21 protein-coding genes and 3 tRNA genes are annotated in these 25,064 nt (G+C 53.9%); 13 read left to right on the forward strand and 11 right to left on the reverse strand.

All coding sequences use genetic code 11. The annotated features are described in order from the left end of the window. The first annotated feature begins 107 nt into the window (after positions 1-107). From PVA01S_RS18815 to PVA01S_RS18835, 5 genes are all read left to right on the forward strand, one after another. Positions 108-800, forward strand: coding sequence for a response regulator transcription factor (locus PVA01S_RS18815; RefSeq protein WP_127608857.1), 693 nt, complete (start codon positions 108-110; stop codon positions 798-800). After that, entirely contained in the window at positions 793-2,499 is a 1,707-nt protein-coding gene (locus PVA01S_RS18820) for a sensor histidine kinase (protein WP_127608858.1), read from the forward strand. The genes PVA01S_RS18815 and PVA01S_RS18820 overlap by 8 nt, the downstream gene beginning before the upstream one ends. 41 nt (positions 2,500-2,540) lie before the next feature. Continuing rightward, entirely contained in the window at positions 2,541-3,335 is a 795-nt protein-coding gene (locus PVA01S_RS18825) for an HAD-IIA family hydrolase (protein ID WP_127608859.1), read from the forward strand. 144 nt (positions 3,336-3,479) lie between these two features. Continuing rightward, positions 3,480-3,914, forward strand: coding sequence for a MarR family winged helix-turn-helix transcriptional regulator (locus tag PVA01S_RS18830; protein WP_127608860.1), 435 nt, complete (start codon positions 3,480-3,482; stop codon positions 3,912-3,914). Positions 3,915-3,958: 44 nt separating this feature from the next. After that, positions 3,959-5,581, forward strand: coding sequence for an MDR family MFS transporter (locus PVA01S_RS18835; RefSeq protein WP_174817599.1), 1,623 nt, complete (start codon positions 3,959-3,961; stop codon positions 5,579-5,581). Between the two features lie 88 nt (positions 5,582-5,669). Here PVA01S_RS18835 and PVA01S_RS18840 read toward each other — a convergent pair whose 3' ends face one another. Together PVA01S_RS18840 and PVA01S_RS18845 are read right to left on the reverse strand one after the other, a co-directional pair. Continuing rightward, positions 5,670-6,233: a PadR family transcriptional regulator gene (locus PVA01S_RS18840; protein WP_127608862.1), complete on the reverse strand. Its 564-nt coding sequence runs from the start codon at positions 6,231-6,233 to the stop codon at positions 5,670-5,672. 16 nt (positions 6,234-6,249) lie between these two features. Continuing rightward, on the reverse strand, positions 6,250-7,812 hold the full coding sequence (locus PVA01S_RS18845) for an MDR family MFS transporter (protein ID WP_127608863.1): 1,563 nt from the start codon (positions 7,810-7,812) through the stop codon (positions 6,250-6,252). Between the two features lie 155 nt (positions 7,813-7,967). On the opposite strand from PVA01S_RS18845, the gene PVA01S_RS18850 reads away from it, so the two are divergent. Both PVA01S_RS18850 and PVA01S_RS18855 read left to right on the forward strand, forming a co-directional pair. Continuing rightward, positions 7,968-8,870, forward strand: coding sequence for a LysR family transcriptional regulator (locus PVA01S_RS18850; RefSeq protein WP_054798468.1), 903 nt, complete (start codon positions 7,968-7,970; stop codon positions 8,868-8,870). Positions 8,871-8,878: 8 nt separating this feature from the next. After that, positions 8,879-9,685 (forward strand): histidinol-phosphatase, encoded by an 807-nt coding sequence (locus PVA01S_RS18855; protein ID WP_127608864.1) that lies wholly within the window; start codon positions 8,879-8,881, stop codon positions 9,683-9,685. A 183-nt stretch (positions 9,686-9,868) separates the two neighbouring features. Here PVA01S_RS18855 and PVA01S_RS18860 read toward each other — a convergent pair whose 3' ends face one another. Then, positions 9,869-10,387: a hypothetical protein gene (locus tag PVA01S_RS18860; RefSeq protein WP_127608865.1), complete on the reverse strand. Its 519-nt coding sequence runs from the start codon at positions 10,385-10,387 to the stop codon at positions 9,869-9,871. 177 nt (positions 10,388-10,564) lie between these two features. On the opposite strand from PVA01S_RS18860, the gene PVA01S_RS18865 reads away from it, so the two are divergent. The 3 genes from PVA01S_RS18865 (at position 10,565) to PVA01S_RS18875 (ending at position 16,879) form a co-directional block, all read left to right on the forward strand. After that, positions 10,565-14,368: a response regulator gene (locus PVA01S_RS18865; RefSeq protein ID WP_127608866.1), complete on the forward strand. Its 3,804-nt coding sequence runs from the start codon at positions 10,565-10,567 to the stop codon at positions 14,366-14,368. A gap of 105 nt (positions 14,369-14,473) precedes the next feature. Beyond that, positions 14,474-15,166 (forward strand): response regulator transcription factor, encoded by a 693-nt coding sequence (locus PVA01S_RS18870; protein WP_127608867.1) that lies wholly within the window; start codon positions 14,474-14,476, stop codon positions 15,164-15,166. Between the two features lie 162 nt (positions 15,167-15,328). Continuing rightward, the gene (locus PVA01S_RS18875; RefSeq protein WP_127608868.1) at positions 15,329-16,879 is read left to right on the forward strand and encodes a putative bifunctional diguanylate cyclase/phosphodiesterase; all 1,551 of its coding nucleotides are present in this window, start codon (positions 15,329-15,331) and stop codon (positions 16,877-16,879) included. A 156-nt stretch (positions 16,880-17,035) separates the two neighbouring features. On the opposite strand, the gene cyoD is transcribed toward PVA01S_RS18875, so the two are convergent. The 5 genes from cyoD to PVA01S_RS18900 form a co-directional block, all read right to left on the reverse strand. Then, the gene (cyoD, locus tag PVA01S_RS18880; RefSeq protein ID WP_054798395.1) at positions 17,036-17,392 is read right to left on the reverse strand and encodes a cytochrome o ubiquinol oxidase subunit IV; all 357 of its coding nucleotides are present in this window, start codon (positions 17,390-17,392) and stop codon (positions 17,036-17,038) included. 1 nt (position 17,393) lies between these two features. Continuing rightward, positions 17,394-18,023, reverse strand: a complete 630-nt coding sequence (gene cyoC, locus PVA01S_RS18885; RefSeq protein WP_054798396.1) for a cytochrome o ubiquinol oxidase subunit III — start codon at positions 18,021-18,023, stop codon at positions 17,394-17,396. After that, complete coding sequence (locus tag PVA01S_RS18890) at positions 18,023-20,002, reverse strand: cbb3-type cytochrome c oxidase subunit I (RefSeq protein ID WP_127608869.1); 1,980 nt, start codon at positions 20,000-20,002, stop codon at positions 18,023-18,025. Before PVA01S_RS18890 ends, cyoC begins: the two co-directional genes overlap by 1 nt. 24 nt (positions 20,003-20,026) lie before the next feature. Then, positions 20,027-21,010 (reverse strand): ubiquinol oxidase subunit II, encoded by a 984-nt coding sequence (gene cyoA, locus PVA01S_RS18895; protein WP_127608870.1) that lies wholly within the window; start codon positions 21,008-21,010, stop codon positions 20,027-20,029. A gap of 266 nt (positions 21,011-21,276) precedes the next feature. Next, positions 21,277-21,537: a hypothetical protein gene (locus tag PVA01S_RS18900; RefSeq protein WP_054798397.1), complete on the reverse strand. Its 261-nt coding sequence runs from the start codon at positions 21,535-21,537 to the stop codon at positions 21,277-21,279. 225 nt (positions 21,538-21,762) lie between these two features. Between PVA01S_RS18900 and PVA01S_RS18905 the strand changes: the two genes are divergently transcribed. Genes PVA01S_RS18905 through PVA01S_RS18915 form a run of 3 tightly spaced genes read left to right on the forward strand, consistent with a single transcriptional unit; the run spans position 21,763 to position 24,684 of the window. Further along, entirely contained in the window at positions 21,763-22,674 is a 912-nt protein-coding gene (locus PVA01S_RS18905) for a decaprenyl-phosphate phosphoribosyltransferase (protein ID WP_230876325.1), read from the forward strand. 20 nt (positions 22,675-22,694) lie between these two features. Further along, a complete protein-coding gene (locus PVA01S_RS18910; protein ID WP_127608871.1) occupies positions 22,695-23,054 on the forward strand; it encodes an SMR family transporter in 360 nt (119 codons plus the stop codon). Next, positions 23,041-24,684: a hypothetical protein gene (locus PVA01S_RS18915; RefSeq protein ID WP_127608872.1), complete on the forward strand. Its 1,644-nt coding sequence runs from the start codon at positions 23,041-23,043 to the stop codon at positions 24,682-24,684. The genes PVA01S_RS18910 and PVA01S_RS18915 overlap by 14 nt, the downstream gene beginning before the upstream one ends. Positions 24,685-24,795: 111 nt before the next feature. On the opposite strand, the gene PVA01S_RS18920 is transcribed toward PVA01S_RS18915, so the two are convergent. The 3 genes from PVA01S_RS18920 to PVA01S_RS18930 form a co-directional block, all read right to left on the reverse strand. Further along, positions 24,796-24,867 (reverse strand) — tRNA-Gly (locus PVA01S_RS18920). Between the two features lie 22 nt (positions 24,868-24,889). Beyond that, a tRNA-Lys gene (locus PVA01S_RS18925) sits at positions 24,890-24,962 on the reverse strand. 20 nt (positions 24,963-24,982) lie between these two features. Then, positions 24,983-25,059, reverse strand: a tRNA-Asp gene (locus PVA01S_RS18930). Positions 25,060-25,064 lie beyond the last annotated feature (5 nt).

Consider the following 25,064-nt stretch of genomic DNA (forward strand, 5'->3'; position numbering starts at 1 on the left):
ATGTTTTAAGAATTCAGCTCTGCCTTTGTTAAGATTTTGCAGCTATACTGTATTCAGCAACAAGACGCCTACAAGATATGTCATCATGTGAAGGAGGTCGGCCGGTTATGACGCAGCCCACGATTCTATTGGTGGATGACGAAAAAGAAATCATCGACCTGCTCGAAATATATTTAAAGAACGAAGGTTTCCATCTGCTTCGCGCAGGCAGCGGGACTGAGGCTCTCCAATTGCTCGAAAAAGAAGATGTCGATCTGATCGTGCTCGACATCATGATGCCGAAGATGGACGGAATCCAAACGTGCATGAAAATCCGCGAGCAAAGAAACATGCCGATCATCATGCTTTCCGCCAAAAGCCAGGACATGGACAAAATTTTGGGACTCAGCACAGGAGCCGATGATTATGTCACGAAACCGTTCAACCCGCTGGAGCTAATCGCCCGCATCAAGTCGCAGCTTCGCCGTTATACGCGGCTGAATGTCTCGCTTCCGAATAAGGAGTTTGAACTGGAAATCGACGATCTCACGATTAATACATCGACGCACGAGGTCAGGCTGGACGGTCGGGAAATTAAATTGACCCCTCGGGAGTTTGCGATTTTGGAGCTGCTTGCCCGTCATCGCGGAAAAGTGTGGAGCATCGAAAAAATTTACGAGGCTGTTTGGAGAGAAGCGTATTTGAATTCGGATAACACGGTAATGGTCCATATCCGCAAAATACGAGAGAAAATCGAGGATAATCCTCGGAAACCAAGGTTCATCAAAACGGTTTGGGGAGTTGGATATAAAGTTGAGTAAGTCATTGAAAGTTAAAAAACCTCGGAAGCCTATGCTTGAGCGCTTTCCCTTCACATGGTTTCCGTTTACGCTGCTGCGGGCATTTATCTACTTCATTATCGATATGTACCATCTGGCTCGCAATCATGTGGAACGAAGCGTTCGTCTTCAACTGGTCTTGACATTTTCCGCTTGCTTTGGGGCCGCTCTTCTGTTCTACGGAATAAGCTCGGCCTTATTCGGACAGATCAATAAAGGAACGGTCATCGATTATACGATGGGCATCGAACGCATTGATAACGAAGCCCGGAACCTGGTTCGAATTCTGGAACCGCCTTCTTATGAAGACGAAATAGAAGCTGAAGAACCGGTTGCTCCCTCGGAAGTGGCCGTTGAAAGGATACCGGAGCCGGGAATCGTTCAACACCATGCGACCGAACCGGGCAGCCCCGGTCATCCGCCCGATACGCAAATGGAAGACGATCCGAACAAGCGGCGGCAGGACGATTACGAAAACCGGCTGCGCTCGTTCACTTCCACCGTCAAACGACTGGCAGCTAATGAGAAGTTTAAAATTGTAGTTACCGATCTTTACGGGAAAGTCGTTTTCCGCAGTGAAAACGCCCCTGAGATGTATGTGGACGTACACAGCGTCATTCGCAATGCGATGGATACCCGAAACGATTTCCGGGATTCGCGTACGGAATTTTCCAGCTTCTATCCGGTTACGTATAACAATCAAAAATCTTACTTGGTCGTGACAGGCATCCCGCAGCCGCATATTAGCTATGTGAAAGGTCAAAGTCCGATTTCGATGCTTAGCGCGTTGGGCGTCTTTATCTTCCTGTTCTACTTTATGACGCAGCGCAAAATGCGTTATTTGGAAGAACTTGCCGGAGGCTTGCGGATCATCTCTACCGGAAATTTAGACCACAGGGTGGTCGAGCGTTCACGCGACGAGCTCGGCTCCTTAGCCCGGGATATGAATCAAATGGTCAGCGAGCTGCAGCTCAAGATGGAGGAAGAGCGCCGGGCCGAACGATTGAAGAACGAGCTTGTCACGAATGTATCCCACGACCTTCGTACGCCTTTAACGCTCATTATGGGGTATTTGCGGCTGCTGCATGACAAGAACTATGAATCGCCGGAGCAAGCGGCAGGTTACGTCTCGATCGCCTACAGCAAAGCGGAAAAGCTGAAGGGGCTGATCGACGATCTGTTCGAGTACACGAAGCTCTCGAATCAAGACGTGCCTCTCCATAAGCGCGGAGTCGTGCTTAATGAAGTGCTGGAACAACTGCTGGAAGAGTATGTGACGCTTAGCGAAGAAGAAAAGTTGACGCTAATCCGAAGCATCCCGCAAGACAAGCTCATCGTTCAAGTCGATGTGGATAAAATCATCCGTGTCTTCGATAATTTATTGAGCAACGCGATCAAATACAGCCCGAAACCGGGCGTCATTTCGGTGGGGCTCGCCCAAGACAAACAACATGCCGTCGTTCGCATCAGCAATAAGGCGGATGCTTTGACACGGGAGGAGCTGGAGCTGTTGTTCGACCGGTTCTATCGCATCGATCCCGCCCGCGGCTCAACCACAGGCGGCTCCGGACTCGGCCTTGCGATCGCCAAAAGCATCGTCGAATCGCATAACGGCCAAATTTGGGCCGAGTCGGACGACGGAGACATACATTTTTATGTTAAACTGAAGCTGGTATCCTAAGGATACCGGCTTTTTACATCATGGAGAGGATGATCGCCATCATGCCCGGGTTTTTACTCGATTTGGACGGAACGTTATATCACGGCAACCGGCCGATTCCTTACGCCGCCGAATTTGTAAATTATTTGAGGGAGCGACGCTATCCGTTTTTATTTCTAACGAATAATTCTTCACGTACGCCGGATGAGGTGGCGGCGCATTTGGAGAAGACCGGAATCTCGGCGAATCCCTCGGAGGTGCTGACCTCTTCGCAGGCGGCGGCTTTATATCTGCGCAGATTGCCGCTGGCTAACAACCGGGTGCTGTGCATCGGGGAGCAGGGCTTGAGACTTGCGCTGACAGATGCCGGTTACGAGCTGGCCGAGCCCCACGATGAGGCGGGCACCGTATCGGCTGTCGTCCAAGGCATTGACCGTGCCTTCGATTACAACAAATTAAGGGCGGCGACCTCTCAGCTGCGCCGCGGCGCCATTTCGGTGTTGACCAATCCCGACCATCTGCTGCCCTGGAACGGCGAGCTAACACCGGGCGCAGGCTCCATTGCCGCATCGATCGAGCGGGCTTCCGGCATCGCCCCCGTCGTGATCGGCAAGCCGTCAAGCATCGTCATGCAAATTGCGGTGGACAAGCTGCGGCTTCCCGCTTCGGATATTTGGACAGTCGGCGATAACTTGGCGACGGACATCAGCGGCGGCGCAGCCATCGGCAGCCGGACGGCGCTCGTTCTGACCGGGCTTGTGACGGCGGTAACGGCCGCGGATGATATGAGCCGCAGCGGTGTAACGCCGGACGTCATATGCAATCATTTAATGGAACTGGCCGAGGCGATCGGGTAAACGATCGCCTCTTTTTTTTGGTTTGACTTTTAGAAAAGTCGCTGTTATTATTTAAACTACTTAATTATTTTGTACTCAACTATTAAGTAATAAAAAATTAAATCAATGAATTAAAAGTGTCCATTTGAAGGAGGTGACATTGCGATGGAAACATCCCGCGAGGCTCAAATCGAACGGTTCCAGCGAGCGTTCTTTACCTTGTTCAAAAAGCTTGGTCCTGAACTTGGTTTACCTGACCATATTACGCTAACCGGACCGCAGACCATGATGCTTTACACGATCAGCCAAATGGGCCCCTGTCCCGCCGGCAAGCTCGCCGGCAAGATGGAGGTTACCCCCAGCGCGATTACTGTCATGATCGACCGGCTCGTCCAGAACGGATTCGTGGAACGGAAGCATGACGAACTGGACCGAAGAATTGTGCTGCTTCAAGCCACGGATAAAGGCAAGGAAGTACTGAAAGAGCTGAACAAGCTGCGAACCGCGGCTATCCACACCTACTTGTCTCATGTAGAGGCGGATGAATTGGAATTATTTTTGACCACATTCGAAAAAATTGTTAAAAAAATCGAAGAATAACGGGCGTTTTCATAATGAAATACTACCTAGAGGAGGAGCCAACTATGGAGGTAAAACTAAATGCGGAGGATACAACGACAAAACACCGCGGCCTGCTGATCTCAGGGCTTATTATCGCGATGCTGTTCGGCGCCTTGGAAGGGACGATCGTCGGCACAGCCATGCCGCGTATCGTCGGGGAGCTCGGCGGACTTAGCCTGATGACTTGGCTGACGACCGCTTATATGCTGACTTCTACGACGATCGTTCCGATCGCAGGGAAGCTCGCCGACTTGTTAGGACGGAAATCGGTGTACGTATCTGGCCTCATCATTTTTATGGTCGGTTCCGCGCTTTGCGGAATGTCGCAGACGATCGAGCAGCTGATCTTCTTCCGTGCGCTGCAAGGGCTGGGCGGCGGGATTATGATGCCGATGGCAATGATTATTATCGGGGACATTTTTACAGGTGAGCAACGGGCCAAATGGCAAGGGGTATTCGGCGCCATCTTCGGTCTTGCTTCCGTTATCGGGCCGCAGGTCGGCGGCTGGATCGTGGACTCGCTGAACTGGCATTGGGTGTTCTACATTAACTTGCCGGTCGGGATTATCGCGACGATTCTGATTTCACTAGGGTTAAAAGGTGTCAAAGCGGAAGGTCCTGTTCGGTTCGACGTTGCGGGTATGGCTACGATGATCATCGGGGTTGTTTCGCTGCTGCTTGCTTTGACGTTCGGAGGAACGGAGTTCGCATGGACATCCTGGCCTATTATCGGCATGTTCGTGCTATCGGCTATCTCTTTAACGGCCTTTGTATGGATTGAATCGAAAACAAGCGAGCCGATCCTGCCTGTACGTTTATTCAAAAATAGGACGTTCACGGTCGTCAACGGCATCGGTTTCTTTATGAGCATCGGGATGTTCGGCGCGATTATGTTCGTTCCGCTGTTCATGCAGGGCATCGTCGGCATTAGCGCTTCCGCTTCGGGAACCGTCATGACGCCTTTGATGGTTACGATGATCATCGCCAGCGTGATCGGCGGTCAAATCGTGTACAAAATCGGTCCGAAGCTGCAAATGAGCATCGGGATGATCATTATGGCCATCGGCTTTCTGCTGTTGACCACCATGAGCATCGATACGAGCAAGCTTGCCGCCAGCGGCATCATGATGGTGATCGGGCTCGGCATGGGACTGGTGATGCCGCTCTTGACGTTAATATTGCAAGAAAGCTTTCCGAAATCCGAGCTGGGCGTCGTGACGAGTTCCAGCCAGTTTTTCCGCCAGATCGGCGGTACGTTCGGGATGACCATTCTGGGCGTAGTAATGAACAATCGTTCGGATACGCTGCTGTCCGAAAACCTGGTGCCCGTGCTGAAACAGCTTCCTCAGCAGGGCGGCGCGATGGTCGAGAAAATTACGGCCTCCATTCATACGAATCCGCAGGCGTTGTACTCGGCGCTGTTAAGTCCGGAGACGCTGAGCCAATTTCCGCAAGAGCTTATTCATACGATTGTTCCGATCGTGAAATCAGCGCTTGTCGATTCGCTGCACGCCGTGTTTTGGTTCGGGCTGATGTTCGTGCTGCTGGGCGCTCTGCTGACGCCGATGCTCGGCAAAATCAAGCTGGTCAAACAGCCGCGCAAAAAACGCGGCAAGGCGGTTTCAAGCGATGTTGCAACCGAGTAACTGACAAAGGCTATGAAAAACTCCCGCAATCACTGAATAAACAGTGCTTGCGGGAGTTTTATTTATGCGCGGGCGGCGGCTTTACCTGTTAATCCTCGATCGGCTTGCCGTATTCCTTGAGACGGTCGTTCAACGCGTCTTCGGCCAGACGCTCCAGCCAACGCAGCTCAATCTCCGCATGCTCCAAGCGCCCCTTCATCATATGCAGCACGGCGCGCGGCACTTGATCGATATGACTGTCGTACAGCTCTCGCAAGGAAGCGGCGAGCTTCCGCTGTTCCTCGAGCTTACCCTGCAGCAAGTCGTGGATCCGCTTCGGGTCGCCGTGCTTGGCAAAGGCCAACGCCGCATACATCGGATGATACACAGCTTTGTTCTCGGCGAACTGCTTGTCGAGCAGCTCTTGGAATAGCCGTCTCCCCGATTCCGTAATGCGGTACACGGTGCGGTCCGGCCGGCCCGCGCTATGCTTGATCGTCTCGATGGCCATCACATAGTCCGCCTTAGCCAGCGTGTCAATCGCGTAATACAGCGAGCCTTCCTGCATTTTGATATAATGCAGCATTCCGCGCTCTTTCATCTTTTGTCGCATTTGATAGGGATGGCTGTCGTTTTCCATCAGCAGCCCCAAGATGACGAGCTTCATGGACATCGATGGTCCACCCGCCTTACAGATGACCGTGCTGTACGGTCGATTCTTCGCCTTCGCCCGCTCCGCCCGGCTTCTGCTGGCCGCGCTGCCCAAGCTCCATCTTGGCTTTGCCCATCAATAAGACGAACATCAGTCCTAACGCTGCGACCAAGATCGAGACCTGGAACACGAACGCAATCGAATCGGCAAGCCCGATAATCAATTTGTCCATGATTTCCTTCGGCACCGCTTGCCGGAACTGTTCACTGAGCAGCACTTGCGGATCGGCAGGCGTCTGTGCGGAAGCGTTGTCCGGCATGAGCTCGACGATCCGGTTCTTCAGCGCATACGACTGGATCGTACCAAGTACGGTCACGCCGACGGCCGAGCCGATCGAACGGAAGAACGACACCAGCGACGTAACGACGCCGCGGTATTGGAAGCTGACGCTTTGCACGGACGAAATCGAAATCACCGGGAACTGTGTTCCGATTCCGAGTCCGAGAACGATCATGTACATCGTCACCAGCCATCTCGGCGTATCGACCGCCACCGTGCCGAGCAGTACGGTGGCGACGAGCAGCAAACCGGCGGAGAACAGCATGATGCTGCGAAACGACGCGTTACCGAGAAAACGTCCGCTGAATGCGCTGCTGGCAACCACACCGAGCATCATCGGGGTTAACACGAGTCCTGCGCTTGTCGCCGAGCCTTGAAACACCCCTTGAACGAACAAAGGAATATACGTTGCAGCCGATATCATCAGCGCCCCGTAGAAAAAGCTGATCCCCATGCTCGCCGTAAACAATCGGGACCGGAACAGCGGAAACGGAATGATCGGCGCGGAAGCGGCACGTTCGATAAAATAGAATCCCACGAATAAAACGGCCGCCGCCACGAACAGGCCGATAATGACCGGCGAATTCCACGCGTAATCCTTGCCCCCGAGCTCGAGGCCGAGCATGAGAGCGATGATCGAAGCTGCGAAGACGAGCGTGCCGAGCCAGTCGACCTTGAGGTTCTTGTTTTTCGGCAATACCGGGTGATAGAACAGGGATATGAGGATCAATGAGACAACTCCGAGCGGCAGATTGATATAGAAAATCCACTGCCAATTGACATAATCGGTGAAATAGGCGCCCGCAAGCGGTCCCAGCACGCTGGAAATACCGAAGACAGCGCCGAACAGCCCCTGCGCCTTCCCGCGCTTCTCCGGAGGGAAAATATCGAAGACGATTGTGAACGTAAGCGGCATCAACGCACCGCCTCCGATCCCTTGAATCGCGCGGTAAATAATGAGCTGCAGCATCGATTCGGACGTGCCGCACAGCGCGGAACCGATCATAAAGACGATCAGCCCGAGCAGGAAAAACAGCTTGCGTCCGTACATATCGCCGAGCTTGCCGAATATCGGCATCGATACGACGTTGGCGATCAAGTACGCCGAGAATACCCAAACGAACTGATCCAATCCCCCAAGCTCGCCCAGGATGGTCGGCATGGCCGTAGATATGATTGTTTGGTCAAGCGCAGCCAGCAGCAGTGCCAGCATCAGGCCTGTCACTGTCCACGGAATGTTCGATTTTTTAGTTGCTTCCATCTCAACAGGTCACCTACTTCTTAAATATTTAACTCTAAAGCAATTATACTCAAATTTGAATATATGGCAACTTTCTTCATCGTTTGCCCTTCCCTCTCAAGTAGCATATAATGAAGTGTGACTCACACGTTCACACCTTGGAGAGGGGGTACAACGTGAACCTCAACCAATTGGAAACGTTAATTACGATTTCGAAAACGATGAGTTTCCGCAAGGCCGGTGAAATCTTAAACTTGACGCAGCCGGCCGTGTCCGCCCAAATCAAGAGTTTGGAGGACGAATTCAAAACGGTACTGATTGACCGGAACCAACCGGTCACGCTAACCGATAGCGGTCGCGTGTTTCTCGAGCATGCCATAATGATCCTGCAGACGGTTGAGGATCTGAAGCAGCGGCTCGAAGATTTGAACCAAACGCCGCAGGGCCATATTCATCTGGGCACGACAACTTCAATCGCGATGCAAATTTTGCCGCGGGTTCTCTCTTATTTTCAAGACCAATTTCCGCTGATCAAAACGACGATCCATTCCATGTCAACTTCGCAAATTATGCAAAGCGTCGAGAACGGAACGATCGATATCGGCATCACGTATTTGTTCGACAAGCATCCGTCCCTTGAAAGCTCGGTGCTTTATTATGACACCTTCGAGCTGACGGTAGCCCCGGATCACCCACTGGCCCGGTACGCCCATGTGCCGATCGAACGCCTTCACGATTTGTCGCTCATCATGCTGTCCCCCGAAACGGCCGGCCGCCGATTCGTCGATCAAGTGTTCAAGGAACTGAACATCACGCCTCAGATCGTGATGGAGCTGTCCAGCAGCGAAGAAGTGAAACGGATGGTCGAGCTGAATCTCGGCGCGGCGATTATCTCGAAGCTATCGATTCAAAACGAGCTGCGGCTCGGTACGCTTAAAATGGTGAAAGTGAACGAACTGGAAATCAGTCATCCCGTCGGCGTCGTCTACAAGTCCGGGCGTTATTTAAGCTCGGCATTACATCAGTTTTTGCAGGACTTGAAAGGTATGCAGGAAACTCAATTCATCGGTTCGGAGTGAGACAAAAGATGAAATTCGATTTACATACCCACCACGAGCGCTGCGGCCATGCGACGGGCACGATACGCGATTACATCGAAGCGGGTATCGCCCACGGACTTCAGGTAATCGGCATCAGCGATCACTCTCCTTATTTCGCCAGCGACGAAGATCGGGCGCAGCCCGGCATTGCGATGGCCAAAAGCGAGTTCAAGCGTTACGTTGACGAAGTGTTGAAGCTGAAAGCGGAATATGCCGGGCGCATCGATGTGCTGCTCGGCGTGGAGTCGGACTTCTTCCCGGAGCACGCTGATGTGTACCGCGACGTTTATAAGCTGTACCCGTTCGATTACATCATTGGATCCGTCCATTTGTCGGGCGGGGTGAGCATCTTTAACAAGAAGCGCTGGAACGGCTTGTCCGATCGGCAAAAAGTCGAGCAAAAAGAGCTGTACTATGATCTGATCGAGCAATCGGCCCGCAGCGGGATGTTCCATATTCTCGGGCATATCGACGCGATGCGCGGGTTTTATCCGGCGTTCTCGGACATCAAGACGGAAGCGGTGGACCGGACGCTCAAGACGATCGGCGAATGCGGCATTGCGATCGAAATCAACACATCTGGCAAAACGAAGGCGTGCGGAGGCTGGTACCCGATCGACGCCATTCTCGAGCGGGCCCTGCACTATGGCGTGCAAGTCACCTTCGGTTCGGACGCGCACGTTCCGAGTCGCGTCGGGGACGACTGGAACGAAGTCGCCGCGCGGCTGAAGGAGATCGGCTACCGCGAATGGGTGTACTACAAGGAGCAGCGGCCGCAAGTCGTGCCCTTGTAAGAGAAGCTCCTGATCGGAGCCCTTCCGTGGAAGATACTTTCTGATATCTTAAGCAAACCTGCGCACAACTCAAATAGCGGGACTGTGACGAGCACAGTCCCGCTATTTTTCATGATGCCGCAATGCATACGCGAAATACCGCCCTCTGCTTCCCGCAAGGCGGCACGGCCGGCATGAGCCGGGCTACCGGCGAGCCGAACCGCCGGGCCGGCGGCCAGGCGGCGCAGACGACCGCTTCACGGAGGGCTTGCTTGCCTGAGGGCGGCGAAGCGACGCCGTTTTCACCGATCCCCCGCCCAGCCCGCCGAAGCCGCCAAAGCCGCCGATCAGCTTGAACACCGGGCCGATTTGCTTCATGATGGTGATCACCTTCTGCACCTTACCCATCGTGGAAATGATGCCGTCCAGCCCGCCTACGCGGTTAAAGAGCGACATGAAGCCGAAACCCGACTCGCCGCCCGCAGCGGCACCCAGACCGCCTGTCGCCGCTCCGCCGGCAAACGGATTAAACAACCCTTGAACTTCCGCCGTGTTAAGCTGCGGCTGCGGATTCGCGATCCGCGGCTTACGCACATTCCCTGGACGACCGCCCTTTCCCGTCGCTGCCGATGCGCTTGCCGCCTGCTTCCGGCGGCCTGAACCGGGGGCGGCCTTTGGCTTTTGGCTCCCTGAGCGGGGGGCAGCCTTTGGCTTCTGGCTCATACGATGTTCACCCTTCCTTCTCCTGATTTCTCGGACACTCCGATTCATCTATACACCCTAGCTTATGACCATTCCGTCGCACAGGTTTGTACCTTCACCCAATCCTATAAAATGGGTTATGATTAGATGAAGCCGTTGGATTAGATGGACTCATTCTGCGAGCGGGAGGCCTGACCGATGAGGATGACGTTGGAAACGAAAATGATGGCGATCCTCTTCCTGGTGACAACCCTGACACTAGGCATTGTCGGATTCACCCATTACCAACTCTCCAAAAATAAGCTGTACCAGCAATTGGAGGAGCAAACGCTCGACACGCTGAGCAATGCCGCCGACAACTTGGACGCCTACCTGAGAGTGCGCACGGCCGAGGCCGAAATCATCAGCCGGACGACGGTGATCCGAAGCGGCACCCTGCCGGAGAAGCTCGCTTATTTGGCTAAAGAGCTGGAGCAAGGGCTGGAGCGCCATTACTTGTCCATCGGCATTGCCGATCTGCAGGGCAACCTGACGCTGTCGGACGGCGAACAGGGCAGCCTTGCCCACACAGCCGCTTTCGCAACCGCGCTGCAAGGAAAATCCGCTGTCTCCGACCCGTATATCGGGCAAATGACGAATACTTCCGTCATCTCTATTCTCGTTCCCGTCTTTAACGAGGAACGGCATGTGACCGGTGTGCTCAGCGTCGCGCTGGACGCCCGGAGCGTGTTCTCGTCGCAGCTGAATTTGGACGATCCGGCTAAACAGCGGCGCATCATCGTCGTCAACATGGAGTCGACCGTGCTCTACAATACGGACTCTTCCAAAAATTTCGTCTTGAATTACCGGCGCGATTTTCCCGCATTTACGGATCAGTACGATATCGTCTCGGAGCAAGACCGGGGCTCGATCCAGACGGTAATCAGCTTCGGTCCGTCCAAGTCTTTCTTTGTGAGAATGCCGCTGACGAACTGGATCGTCCTGCTCTCGGTCGGCTTATCCAACTTCGAAGCACCGCTTCGCTCGCTCTTGTATACAACGCTCCTGATTATCGCGGCGGCCGAGCTGTGTCTTTTCCTCATCATCCGTCTCACCGTCAACCGTTTCATTATCAGGCGGCTGAAGCCGATCCTGAAAGCGACCGAATCGGTAGCGGACGGCAACTTTTACACGAGCCCTCTGGATCATTCATCCAGCGACGAGCTCGGGCAATTGTCGCAGTCGGTCAATGGCATGATTCAAAATTTGCGCAGCTTGTTCGAGCCGTTCGAAGCGTTTATTCGTGAGAACAAATATGCCATGATCGTGACGGACGCCGCATATAAGATCACGTACTTTAACCGGCAAGCCGAACAATTGCTCGGGTACTCGGCCATCGACGTCATTCATAAGAAAACGCCGCACATTTGGCTGGACCCTCAACAGCTGGCGGAGCGGGCGGCCTTGTATGCGCAGGAGCTCCAGGAGCCTATTCCGGCGGACTGTACCGCCTTTTTCATAAAAGCAGCGCGCAAAATGACGATGGATACCGAGTGGTTATGGCTGCATCGGGTTGGAGCGCGCATTCCCGTTAACGTCAACGTCAGCACGATGATCGGTGCGAAAGGCAAGGTGAAAGGCTTCGTCCTCATTGCCCAAGATATTCGAGGATATAAGGAAACGCTCGAGTCGAGAAATCGGCTGCTTAACATTATGGAGAACGCCCACGATTTTATCGCTTCGTTCGATAAGCGCGGGGACATGTTCTACATCAATCAGGCGGGACTGCAATTACTCGGTATTGAGAAGCTGGATGAGGATACGTGCAATATCGGCAACTACTTGGTCGGCGAGATGGCGTTCCGCTTATCGAAAGGCGTGAGGAACGCCGAGGAACGCGGGTTCTGGGAGGAGGAGATCGAATTCCGGACCGCCCGCGGGGAGCGAATCGTGACCTCGCAAACGCTGGTCGCCCACACCTCGACCGACGGTCGGGAAACGTACTATTCGACGATCGTCCGCGACATCCGCGAGCAGAAGCGCATTCAGCGGGCCATACTCGAAGCCAAGGAAGAAGCGGACGAAGCGAACCGCTCCAAGAGCTTGTTCCTCGCGCGCATGAGCCATGAAATCCGCACCCCGCTGAACGGGATCATGGGGCTGTCGCATCTGATGCAGCGCTCGGAATTGTCGGACATTCAAGCCGATTACATGCACAAAATCGTCGCCTCCTCCCAGTCGCTGCTCGGCATCATCAACGACATTCTTGATTTTTCCAAAATCGAAGCGGACAAGCTCGACATCGAGCGCATCTCCTTCTCCCTGGGCGGCATCGTCAAGCGGTTAAACGGCACGCTTAGCGTGCTCATCGGCCATAAGCCGGTAGAGCTCGTAGCCGATATCGGGCACGAGGTGCCTGACGAGCTGGCAGGTGATCCGCTCCGGCTCGAGCAAGTGTTATTGAACCTGCTCAGCAATGCGGTGAAATTTACCTCGCAAGGCCAGATCGAATTCGGCATTAGCCTCCATCGCGCCAACGCCGCGTCCATCTGGCTCGACTTTAGCGTCAAGGATACGGGTGTCGGCATGAACGCAGCGCAGCTGGAGCACCTGTTCGAGCCGTTCGTCCAAGCGGACGGCTCGACGAGCCGCAAGTACGGCGGCACCGGTCTGGGCCTCGTCATCGCCAAAAGCCTGATCGAGCGCATGGGCGGCGAGCTTCGGGTCCGCAGCCTCGAAGGCCAGGGCAGCGAGTTCGGCTTCAGGCTGCCTTTCCCGGTCATCCCCGGGCAAGGGGCGGAAGCCGGGAAGTTCCCGTATCAGGCGCTGGTTGCGAAGGATCATCCGGCGACGTGCCGCTTATGGCAGGGGGCGCTCGCTTCAATCACCGGCGAAGCTTACGGCGTGCTTACATGGAAAGATGCGCTGCGCCGGATCGTCGAAGCCCCGCCGGATATCGCCTTTCTCGACATGGAATCGGCGGATATGTACGGGGAGGAAACGTGGTTCGAGCTGAAACGGGAGGCAGATCGCCAAGGTGTCCTGACGGTGGCGTGTACGACCCTGGCCGGTCGAGACGCCCTGCTTCTTGTCCCCGAACAACTGCGGCCCGATTGGATCATGGTCAAGCCGTTCAGTCGGTACGAGCTCGCCGACGTCCTGTCCGTCGTACGGGACAAGCGGCGGCAGACGGCACCCGAGGCCGCACAGCTCGAGCAAGTGTACGGCGAGACTCAAGCGGGGCACATTCTGCTGGTGGAGGACAACCGTATCAACCAGACGGTCGCCCGGGAAATTCTGGTCTCGCACGGGCTGCAGGTTACGGTAGCGGGCGACGGCTTTGAAGCGCTGCAGCGGTTGGAAGAGGCCCGCTTCGATCTCGTGCTGATGGATCTGCATATGCCAGGGCTCGACGGCATCGAAACGACGAAGCGCATTCGTACAGATGCCGCCTTCGTCCGCCTGCCGATCATCGCCTTGACGGCCGACGCTACGAAGGAACAGCGGGAAGCGTGCTTGAAGGCTGAGATGAATGAGGTGCTGACGAAGCCGGTTCAGCCCGAGAAGCTGATCCGCACCGTGGCGCAATGGCTGCCTTCGGCCCAACCGCTGACGGCGGCGTCCAAGGAAATCACGGACGCAGACTTATCCGATGCCGGCACGGGAGGATGGTCCTTCGAAGGGCCGCTCGACACGAAACGCGCACTCGCCTTTTTGGGAGGACGTGAACAGATGTATATCCAATTATTGGACGCTTTTTTGCTGGAATATGGCAGGATCGGGGACAAGCTATCGCTGACGGACCCTGCGGACCGCCACGATGCGCATCGGATCGTTCACTCGCTGCGCGGAGCCGCGGGCAATTTGGGGGCAAAGGACGTGTTCCTCACTGCGGGAGCACTTGAAGAAGCGCTACAAACAGGGATCGGCGCGCTGCCGGAATTGACCGTTCGTTTAAAAGATCAGCTCGAACAACTGACACAAGCAATTCGAGAGCTGCCTTTTCGACAAAAGGATACATAGACTAACGGCCTTCACCCCTATATAATTTATACGAATATGCCAAAAGTGTTTGGTAAGTGTTAGCGTCTCTAACATTTGATCGTTTAAAGGCGGGTGGCCGATAGCGTGTACAAGGTACTTATCATAGAAGATGATAATATTATTGGAGAAATGCTCAGACTGTATTTGACCGAGGAGCGCTTCATCGTATTTCGCGCAGAAACCGGCAAGGACGGCATGATGGCGCTCGGCACCTTTAAACCGGATATCCTTCTTCTGGATTTAATGCTGCCGGACGCGGAAGGAGTCGGCCTATGCGCCACGTTCCGGGATTTGACGACGGCGCCGATTATCGTCGTCTCCATGAAGACGAACGTGACCGACCGCATACAGGCCCTTACGGCCGGCGCCGACGATTATCTCTGCAAGCCCTTCAGCATGCAGGAGCTGAAAGCCCGTATCGATGCGGTTTTGCGCCGCTCCCTGGTCGCGCCGGCATTGCCTGAAGCCGTCGAAACGGATCGCGATCCGGGCGACGAGATTCAACTGGATGCCGACCGGCGAATGCTCATCGTGCGCGGGAACTACGTAGAGATTACCTACTCCGAATACGAAATTATGAAGCTGTTCTGCCACAATCCCGGCAAAGTATTTTCCCGGGAAGAATTAATCAACGCCGCCCGCGGCTACGATTCGTTCGTGAACGACCGGGCGATCGACGTGCATGTGACCAATTTGCGCAGAAAAATCGAGTACCGTCCGAAGGAGCCCGTTCATATTAAAACTGTCTGGGGCGTCGGATATAAGTTTATTCCATAGCCATAGCCCGCTCCCCCGCGGTAACAAGCCGACTTCCGTTTAAGCGGAATGTCGGCTTATTGTCGATAAATTAACAGGCGCTTAACGATTATTCCCAAACTTTCCAAATACATTCACCTTATACTGGAAAAAGTTAAGGTTTACTGGGAGGATAGGATCACCGTGATCGGAGATATCGCTAGGCATGTATGGCACAGTGTGCTTGATGTAGGGTTATTTCTTGTTTGGACAAACCGGTGGAATCAGGCTGCGGCGCGAAGCGCGGCCATACGCCGCTTGATGGCCGCAGGCTTGCTCTGGGGACTTGCCGACCTCTTGTCCTTCGTTATTGCTTTCCCCGGGCAGCAAGCCGGTATCCGGGAATGGAGTCTTTACCTGCTGCTCTCCTTGTCGCTTCATGCCGCCGCCTTATTAGTTGGCGCTTATGCACTCGACTTTCCGTTAACGCGCAGCCGACGGCCCTACTGGAGGCCCTGCCTGACCAAGCACCGCTGTATGATGGAGCAGTTGAACCGGCTCGTGAATAAAGAAATTCCTTTTACCGTCGTTCTTTTCCAGATTCACAACCTGCAGGATATGAAGAAACGGTATGGTCCTGACGTTTGCCAAAGCTTACTCGATACGATGTCGGCCCGTATTCAGGGAAGGCTTCAGGCCGATTGGCGCATGAGCTTATCCGAAGACAATCTGTTTTGGATTTGCGTGGAGGGCGGAACGCGTGAGGAGCTTATCGAATGGAAATTTATAACCAAGTGCGAGCTGGTCAAGCCTTGGATGGTCCGATCCAAACACTTCTACGCCGAGGTTGCGTCCTCTCTCGTCACCTATCGGGGCGACGAGGAAGGGTTGGCAGCGCTGGTGGAACGTGCGCTAGGCTCGTTACGCCTTCCCCACCCGGAGCATTTGGGCGTGACTGTTCAGCCTGACCCGGAAGCGGCTCGGCGCGCCGAATTGACCGAGCACCTGCGCGACGCCTTGAAGCTGGGACAATTCAGCGTACATTACCAGCCGCAATTCGATATTCGCAGCGGCCGGGTGCGCGGCTTCGAAGCGCTGCTGCGCTGGCGCCATCCGGAGCACGGCTTCATCTCGCCCGCCGAATTTATTCCGCTGACCGAGGCGTCCGGCCTGATCGTACCGCTCGGCATGTGGGTGCTGCGCCAAGCGTGTGAGACGGGCACTTCCTTGCTCGGCGTGTTCCCGGATGCCGTCATGTCCGTGAACGTGTCCGCCGTCCAGATTAACGACCCGGACTTTCCCGAATGCGTGAAGGAGATCGCCCGTTCCGCCGGGCTGCCGCCCCACCGTCTCGAGCTGGAAGTGACCGAAACGGCGCTGATAGCTTCGCTTGAATATGCGCAGCGGCAGCTAATGCGATTAAGCCAGGCCGGCATTATACTCGCGCTTGATGATTTCGGGGTCGGTTACTCCTCGTTGAACTACTTGAAAAAGCTGCCCTTCCATGTGGTGAAAATCGACAAGAGCTTCACGAACGATCTCACCACCCCGAAGGAAGCGAAAGTGACCGAAGCGATCATTCAGCTTGTCAAACATCTCGACTACCGTGTCGTGGCCGAAGGAGTGGAAACCTTCGATCAGTTGAACCGGCTGAAAGAGATGGACTGCGACGTCGCTCAAGGCTTCCTGCTGAGCAGGCCGCTTGCGCCGGAGCAGCTGCCGGCATTTATCGCTAAACACCTCGTCCACCCGTAACCGGCCTCCGGGGTTGTGTTCCCCTTTCCAGCCTAAGAGGTCCGGGCCTTCATGTCAGCGGCTTTTCGCCTTCGTGAGACTTGCTTCAGCGCCTCGCTTCCCAAAAACAAAAAGACCCTTACGACGCGCGTAAGGGTCTACAAGTATGAGCTGCGCTTAATGCGCCACCGCGTTATACGTCATGATCCAGATCGAGCCCGCCACGATGGTCAGCAGGATGATCAAACCGAGAATGAGCGCCATGATGTTCCAACGGGCATTCTCTCCTTCCTTCAGATGCATAAAGAACAGCAGCTGAACGGCGAATTGCAGCACCGCCATGACGAGAATCAATAAGATCGTGCCGGTCTGGCTCATCATTTTGTTCATCACGACCACGAGCGGAATGACCGTCAGCACAATCGAAAGCAGAAATCCAATGACGTAGGACTTCAGGGAACCGTGCGAGCCGTTGTGTGAGCCGTGTTGCTCGTGTCCGTGTCCGTGCGAAGAAGCCGCGTTTATACGCTCCATCCTACATCACCCCCATCAAATAAACGACCGTGAACACGAAAATCCAGACGACGTCGAGAAAATGCCAGTACAGGCTGATTACTTCGACCTTGCGTTTGGTGACCGGCGTAATGCCTCTGCGGCGAAGCTGAAGCATGAGGCCGACCATCCAGACGAGCCCGAGCGAGACGTGCATACCGTGCGTCCCGACCAGGGCGTAGAAGCTCGACAGGAACGCGCTGGTGCTGATTGTCGCTCCTTCGTGCACCATATGCACGAATTCCGACACCTCCAGCGTAATGAAGGCAGCGCCCAGCAGCGCGGTTACCCCCAGCCAGCCGATCAGCTGGTTTTTCTTGCCTTGATGCATCGCGAGCACGGCGAGACCGCTCGTGAAGCTGCTCGTAAGCAGGATGAACGTCTCGGCGATGATACCGGGCATGAGGAACAGTTCTTCCGGCGTCGGTCCGCCGTTCGTATTGGCACGAAGAACGACATACGTAGCAAACAAGGTGCCGAATAAGATACAGTCGGTAATGAGGAAAAGCCAAAACCCAAACGTTTTGAGCGACTCTTGGTCGTGATGGCCGTCGTCGTGCGCATGATCGTGCGAGTCATGCCCATGTCCGTTGTGAACTGCCGTGTGCGCCATTAGACTTTCGCCTCCCTTAACGTTCTTTCCGTCCGTTCGATTTCGTCGACCGGGATATAATAATCAGTATCATAGGTGAACGAGCGTACCAGCATGCAAATGGCGACGCCGACCAGCGCTGGAATCGTCAGCCACATCCAATCCCAGACGAAGCCGAATCCGGCAAAAAACCAGAACGCCGACATGATGAACGGAATGCCGGAGTTTTTCGGCATGTGGATCGGTTCGTACTTCGGCTTAACCGTATCCGAAGGGTTGATTCCGTTCGCGCGCTGCTGCTTCGTTTCCCACCAATCGTCAAGCTTGCCCGCCTGAGGCACGACTGCGAAGTTATACACCGGCGCCGGAGAAGGAATCGACCATTCGAGCGTCCGGCCGTCCCACGGGTCTCCAGTCGTATCGCGTCTGTTCTGCTTGATGCTGTAGGCGATCTGCCATACTTGGAAGATGAAGCCGATCCCCATCAGGAACCCGCCGATCGTCGACACCATATTGAGCGGGCCCCAGCCCATGTCGAAGTCGTACGTGTACATCCGACGCGTCATGCCCATCAGACCGAGAATGTACTGCGGCATGAAGCAGACGTAGAAGCCGATGTTCCACAGCCAGAACGCCCATTTGCCGAGATGCTCGTTCAGCTGGAAGCCGAACATCTTCGGCCACCAGTAGTACAGGCCGGCAAAGTAACCGAACGCCACGCCCCCGATCAGCACTTGATGGAAGTGAGCGATCAGGAAATAGCTGTTGTGGAACTGGAAGTCGGCCGGTGCGACCGACAGCAGCACCCCGGTCATCCCCCCGACTACGAAGCATGGGATAAAGGCGATCGTCCATAGCATCGGCGTCGGGAAGGAGAGCCTTCCCCTATACATCGTAAACAGCCAGTTGAATATTTTGACACCGGTCGGTATCGCGATCGCCATCGTCGTTAAGGCGAAGAATGCATTGACGTCAGCGCCCGAACCCATCGTGAAGAAGTGATGCGCCCAGGTAAAGAACGACATCACGCTAATGCTGAACATGGCAAAAACCATGGATTTGTAGCCGAACAGCTTCTTCTTGGAGAACGTCGCCACAATCTCGGAGAAAATCCCGAATGCGGGCAAAACGACGATGTACACTTCCGGGTGACCCCACATCCAGATGAGGTTGATATACATCATCGGGTTACCGCCGCCGTCAAGCGTGAAGAAATGCGCTCCGACGAAACGGTCCAGAAATAACAACGCGAGCGTAACCGTCAAGATCGGGAAGGCGAAAATGATGATGACGCAGCTGGAAAAAACAGACCAGGTGAACATCGGCATTTTCATCAATTTCATGCCTGGCGCGCGCATCTTCAGGATCGTTACGATAAAGTTGATCCCCGTCGCCAAGCTACCGATACCGGAAATTTGAATGCCCCAAATATAAAAGTTTTGCCCGACGCCCGGACTAAACTGCAGGCCGGACAGCGGCGGATACGCGAGCCAGCCCGCATCCGGCGAGCCGCCGATAATGAAGGAGACGTTGAACAGCATCGCGCCCCAGAAAAACATCCAGAAGCTCAGCGAGTTCAAGAACGGATAGGCGACATCGCGCGCCCCGATTTGCAGCGGAACGACGATGTTGAACAGCCCGAACATGAGCGGCATGGCCATGAACAAAATCATAATGACGCCGTGCGTCGTGAAAATTTGGTTATAGTGCTCCGCATGCAGAAACTCGGCGTTCGGCACCGCGAGCTGCAGCCGCATCAACAGGGCGTCCACTCCGCCGCGGAACAGCATAAGAATGGCACAAATAATATACATGATGCCGATCCGTTTATGATCGACGCTCGTCAGCCATTCGCGCCACAGCCAGCCCCACTTTTTGAAGTACGTGAGCACGAACACGATAGCGACCATCGTAAGTCCGATACTGACCTGAGCGCCGAGGATGAGCGGATCGCCGGTTACGAAAAACTCGGAAGCAAATTGCTTGATCTTATCCAGCATGAGCGAACCTTCCTCTCGTCTAAATTAATGCCCCGCATGTTCGTGTGTCGTAGACGACTGCGGATTCGGCTTTGTTTCTATGACCGGCTGCGCCTTGGGAGCCTCGTTCTGTGCCGGTGCCCCGTGACCTCCGTGCGCTCCATGACCTTGGCCGTTAACCGCGTATTTCGTTACGATATGCCCGAATAAGCCTTCCGGGAACGAAGCATAATATTGCGGGTTGGATTTGCCTGGCTTGGCCAGCTCTTCATAGCCTTCCATCGATAACACCGGAGACGTGCGTTTCACGCTGCCGACCCACATCTTGAATTCTTCTTCCGACGTCGCTTTCACATCAAAGGTCATATCGGCAAAATGCTCGCCGCTGAAATTAGCGCCCGATCCGTAGTAAGTTCCCGGATGGTCCGCTTGCAGAAACAACGTCATCGCCATGCCTGACATCGTATACATCTGCCCCCCCAGCTGAGGAATCCAGAACGAGTTCATTGGCGCATCCGAGGTTAGCTCGAATTTAATCGGCACATCCTCGGGAATTTGCAAATAGTTCACCGTTGCAATGCCTTGCTCCGGATACATGAACAACCATTTCCAGTCCAGCGATGTCGCTTGAATCGTAATCGGCTTCTTCTCCGATGCGATCGGCTTCGAAGGTTCGAGCTCATACGTATACCGAACCGTTACGACGCCGAGCACGATGATAACCAGAATGGGAATGCCCCACCATACCGCCTCCATAACCGTACTATGCGCCCAGTCTGGCCGATAGGTCGCTTTCGTCCCCGGCTTATCGCGGTACCTCCATACGATATAAGCGGTCAGAGCCAGCACCGGCACCAGAATGATCGCGCACAATATCATTGAAAACCAAATCAAATCTTTCTGACTTTCACCAATCGGCCCTTTTGGGTCCATCACGATGATTTGTTCCGCGCACCCCGACAATAGCAGGACCATGCCTACGATTAAGAACGGGAATGCGAGCCGAACAGCCCTTTTCGGTTTTGCCATGACGATCCTCCTATCCTCGTTCAACCCACGATGAAAACTTTGTGATTTACTTCACTTATCTATAACTATAACTTAACAGATTTCCGCGGTTATTGAATCAGGGTTAACAAATACGTCAAGCAATCGCCTTGATCCTGTAAAATAAATGTCACCGGTTCGACATTGACGGTAACCTGTCTTTATGAGAATGGATACACGCAAAAAGGCCAATCCAGTCTGCTCGACAAGATTGGCCTTGCTTCTGTTTTAGCAAAATATCGTTGGTTTTATTCCGTTCTTGAGGCTGCGCGCGAATGCACCAAGTGGATCGCTGTGCGGATGACGTAAATATGAACGCTGCCGACCATAAAGCCGATGCCGACCATCAGGGAAGGATTCCGATCGCTGAAATGATGCAAGTTAAGCAAACTGAGTACAAAGCCGATACCGAGTAGGACCCAAGCCGCCACCGTCATCATCGTGACTAGACGACCCACATCCCGCCCACTGTGATTTACCTCGTTAGCCGATGCCGTTCTCGTCGTCATGCTAATCACTCCAATCTGAGATGAAAGTGTTTTCTTTTCCTTAGTATACCACATTTTTCGCAATTTGTTCAAAATTTTTTCACGCTTTGGACAAAGAAAGGACAAGGAAAGGACAAATTTGCAGACGCATCCGTATAATTCATTTGCATTTTTGGAAAAATAGTTGGGGTAAAAAGAGAAGCAAGGTTCAGTTTACACCTATGCTTGGAAAAGGGAGCAAAAATCATGACAGACAGCATGTTGTATCACGCCAGAAATCACCGCAGCTTCATGGAGACCTCCAAACTGTTATTTATGCAGCTTCGTCCGAAGCAATGGACGAAGAACATGCTCGTCTTTGCAGCTTTTACTTTTTCCATCGACAAAATGCACCCCGGCGCTGTTATCCATAGTCTTACCGCGTTTATCTTGTTTTCATTCGTATCCGGCTGCGTTTACATTTTGAACGATTATATGGATCGGGAAGCCGATCGCCAGCATCCTGACAAACGCCATCGTCCCATGGCCTCCGGCCGATTGAATCCGCAGCTCGCCGTTGCCTTCGGCTTCGTGCTGTTCGTCTGCTCCATGGCCGCGGCTGTACGGGAACATCCGCTGTTCGCCTTGCTGCTCTTCATTTATTTTGCTCTCAACGTTGCCTACTCGCTTGCCTTGAAGCAAGTCGTGATCATCGACATTATGATTATTGCAGCAGGGTTCGTACTGCGCGCACTGGGCGGGGGTATCGTGATTCAGGTTCATTTTACGCCGTGGTTTTTGCTATGCGTATTTCTGCTCTCGCTTCTGCTTGCGATCGGGAAGCGCCGGCACGAGTTCATGCTGCTGCAAAATGACAAAGGAACTCACCGCAAGGTGCTTGATAAATATTCCGAAACGCTTCTGGATCAGATGACGGGGATCGTAACGACAGCGACCATCATCTCTTACAGCATGTTTACGTTTTTATCGGGACGTACCATTCATTTAATGTGGACGATTCCTTTTGTTATTTACGGTGTGTTCCGGTACCTTTATCTCATCCATGTCCTCGGCAAGGGCGGCAAGCCTGAAGAATTGCTGCTTCAGGACACAGGAATTGTGGCGACGGTCATGACTTATGGTATTTCAGTTGTGTTTATTCTCAAGGCATTCGGTTGATTAATGAAAAGGAGCTCCGTATGCAAGCGTACATGTACTTGCTCTTATCCGTTCCGCTTGGAGCTATAGGACAGGTTTTGATGAAATGGGGCGCTATGCTGACGCCCGCAGAAGTAACCGGATCGGTATGGCACCGGAACATTCAGATGTTTACCAATGCCCCCATCCTGTCCGGGCTTGGATTGTATGCTGTATCGGTGGCGTTCTGGATTTGCGGTTTGCGGAGCATCCCCCTATCCAAGGCGTACCCTATGGTGGCTGGCGGCTATATCATCGTGTTTGTGCTGGCGGCCGTTATTTTTCATGAACCGGTCACGCTGCCCAAAATGGGCGGTCTAGCCTTGATCGCGCTGGGGGTGCTTGTGCTTGCGATATCATAGACGGGAGCCCTCCATGCACCGGGGGGAATGGAGCCTTGATACAGCTCTGCTGCTCATCTCCGTTCTAGGCATCGGTTACACGGCCATCCTGACGGCCCTTCTGTGTAATTTGCCTCCGCATGCAGCGGTATTGACGCCGATTGCGCTAGTTCTCTGGGTCATATTCGGAATAGCCATGCATAGATGGGGGATTTCATTCGCCCGGACTTCGTATGCGCTGGCCATTCTTGGGGTGACTCTATCTCTATTCATGAGCACTTCGATTCTCGATACGTCATATGACGGCCAAGTGTATCATATTCTTGCAATCAGTTCCATCAAGGAAGGCTGGAATCCACTGTACCATTCTGCGTTTCCGCTTTCGATCTGGATTGAGCATTATGCCAAGGCGCCGTGGCTGCTTGCGGCGTTTTTCTATGCTTATTGGCCTTCGATCGAAGTCGGTAAGGCAACGAACGTGATTTGCTGGCTGGCCTCTTTTTTTGCAGCTTTTGGCGCATTGGCCCGCATTTTCAGGAACCGCTCTCTCTTCGTCTTAGGTTTATTGGGCGCCGTTATGGCGGCGAATCCTGTCGTTGTGGCGGAATTGTTTACGTATTATAACGATGGTCTGCTGGGCAGCCTGATGTTGGTTTACATCGCGGCTCTTGCCCATTATGCCAAGACATTCGAGCGAAAATCGCTGATCCTGGCGTCGGTAACGCTGCTGCTTCTGCTGAACATTAAATTTACGGCCATCGTTTATGCGGGATTGATCACTTTTATTTTTGTGGTCTACCTGACGTTTGCGAACAGGTTCAAATCGGTTATCGTCACCTTAACTTTAGGTCTTACCTTCATGGCCGGTGTCATCGGATTCGGCTATAACCCCTATGTCACCAACACGGTTCATAAGGGGCATCCGTTTTATCCGCTGGCCGGGTCCGGCAAAATCGATATTATATCAGCCAACCAGCCGGCCGATTTTGCAGGCAAAGGGACGCTTGAGAAAATGGTGCTTTCCTTGACCCGGAAAACCGGCAATCCGATTCAACCCCTGCAATCGGAGCCCCGCGACTTGTTTACGCTAGATCTGGATGAAATCAAAACCGAATTCAGGCACATGGATCAAGATACAAGAATCGGCGGTTTCGGCCCGTTCATGTTTTGGATCGCGCTGGGCTCCATTGCGCTCGGGTTCCTGCTTCTCGCGTATGATTGGCGTCTGGCGCTTGGGGCGGCTTTAGCGGTCGCCGCTCTGTCAGCGACTGTATTCATCAATCCGGAGAGCTGGTGGGCCCGCTATGTGCCGCAATTTTGGCTGATACCGGTCGTTATCGCTCTATGCGGATATGTTGCCCGGCATAAGGTGCCGAAATGGGCCGCCCTCTTACTGCTAACGTTGATCGGATGTAATGCGCTCGGTTCGAACTACCGGCTGGTGCACATGCAAGTCAAGAACAGTCAGCAGTTGAAAGCCCAGCTGGATGCGCTGCCGGTCCGTCTCCAGATTCATCGCGAAGGCGAGGGCTTTGCTTCTGTTCCCCTTCGTTTGCGGGAACAAGGGATTGCGTTCACTTACGCGCAAAACGAACTTTCCTGCAAACATCCGGACCAAATAAAGTTCTCTATCGTCCGTTATTGCGACTAAAATTCCCATTCGGGCGGCTCGGTACCCCGACTGTACGGAGCGACACACCCTGATATAAGAAAAAAACATGCCTTTGATCGTTATGATCAAAGGCATGTTATCTTAAAGGAAAGCGGAAGACGGGATTCGAACCCGCGACCCTCGCCTTGGCAAGGCGATGCTCTACCCCTGAGCCACTTCCGCATGAGATTGGAGGAGTAAAAAGTGAGCCATGTAGGACTCGAACCTACGACACCCTGATTAAAAGTCAGGTGCTCTACCAACTGAGCTAATGGCTCGTACTGCACTTTATCAAAAATGGCGGAGCTGACGGGATTCGAACCCGCGGTCTCCTGCGTGACAGGCAGGCATGTTAGGCCTCTACACCACGGCTCCACACG

The sequence above is a fragment of the Paenibacillus validus NBRC 15382 genome (genome assembly GCF_004000985.1).
In the GTDB taxonomy this organism is placed as follows: domain Bacteria; phylum Bacillota; class Bacilli; order Paenibacillales; family NBRC-103111; genus Paenibacillus_G; species Paenibacillus_G validus.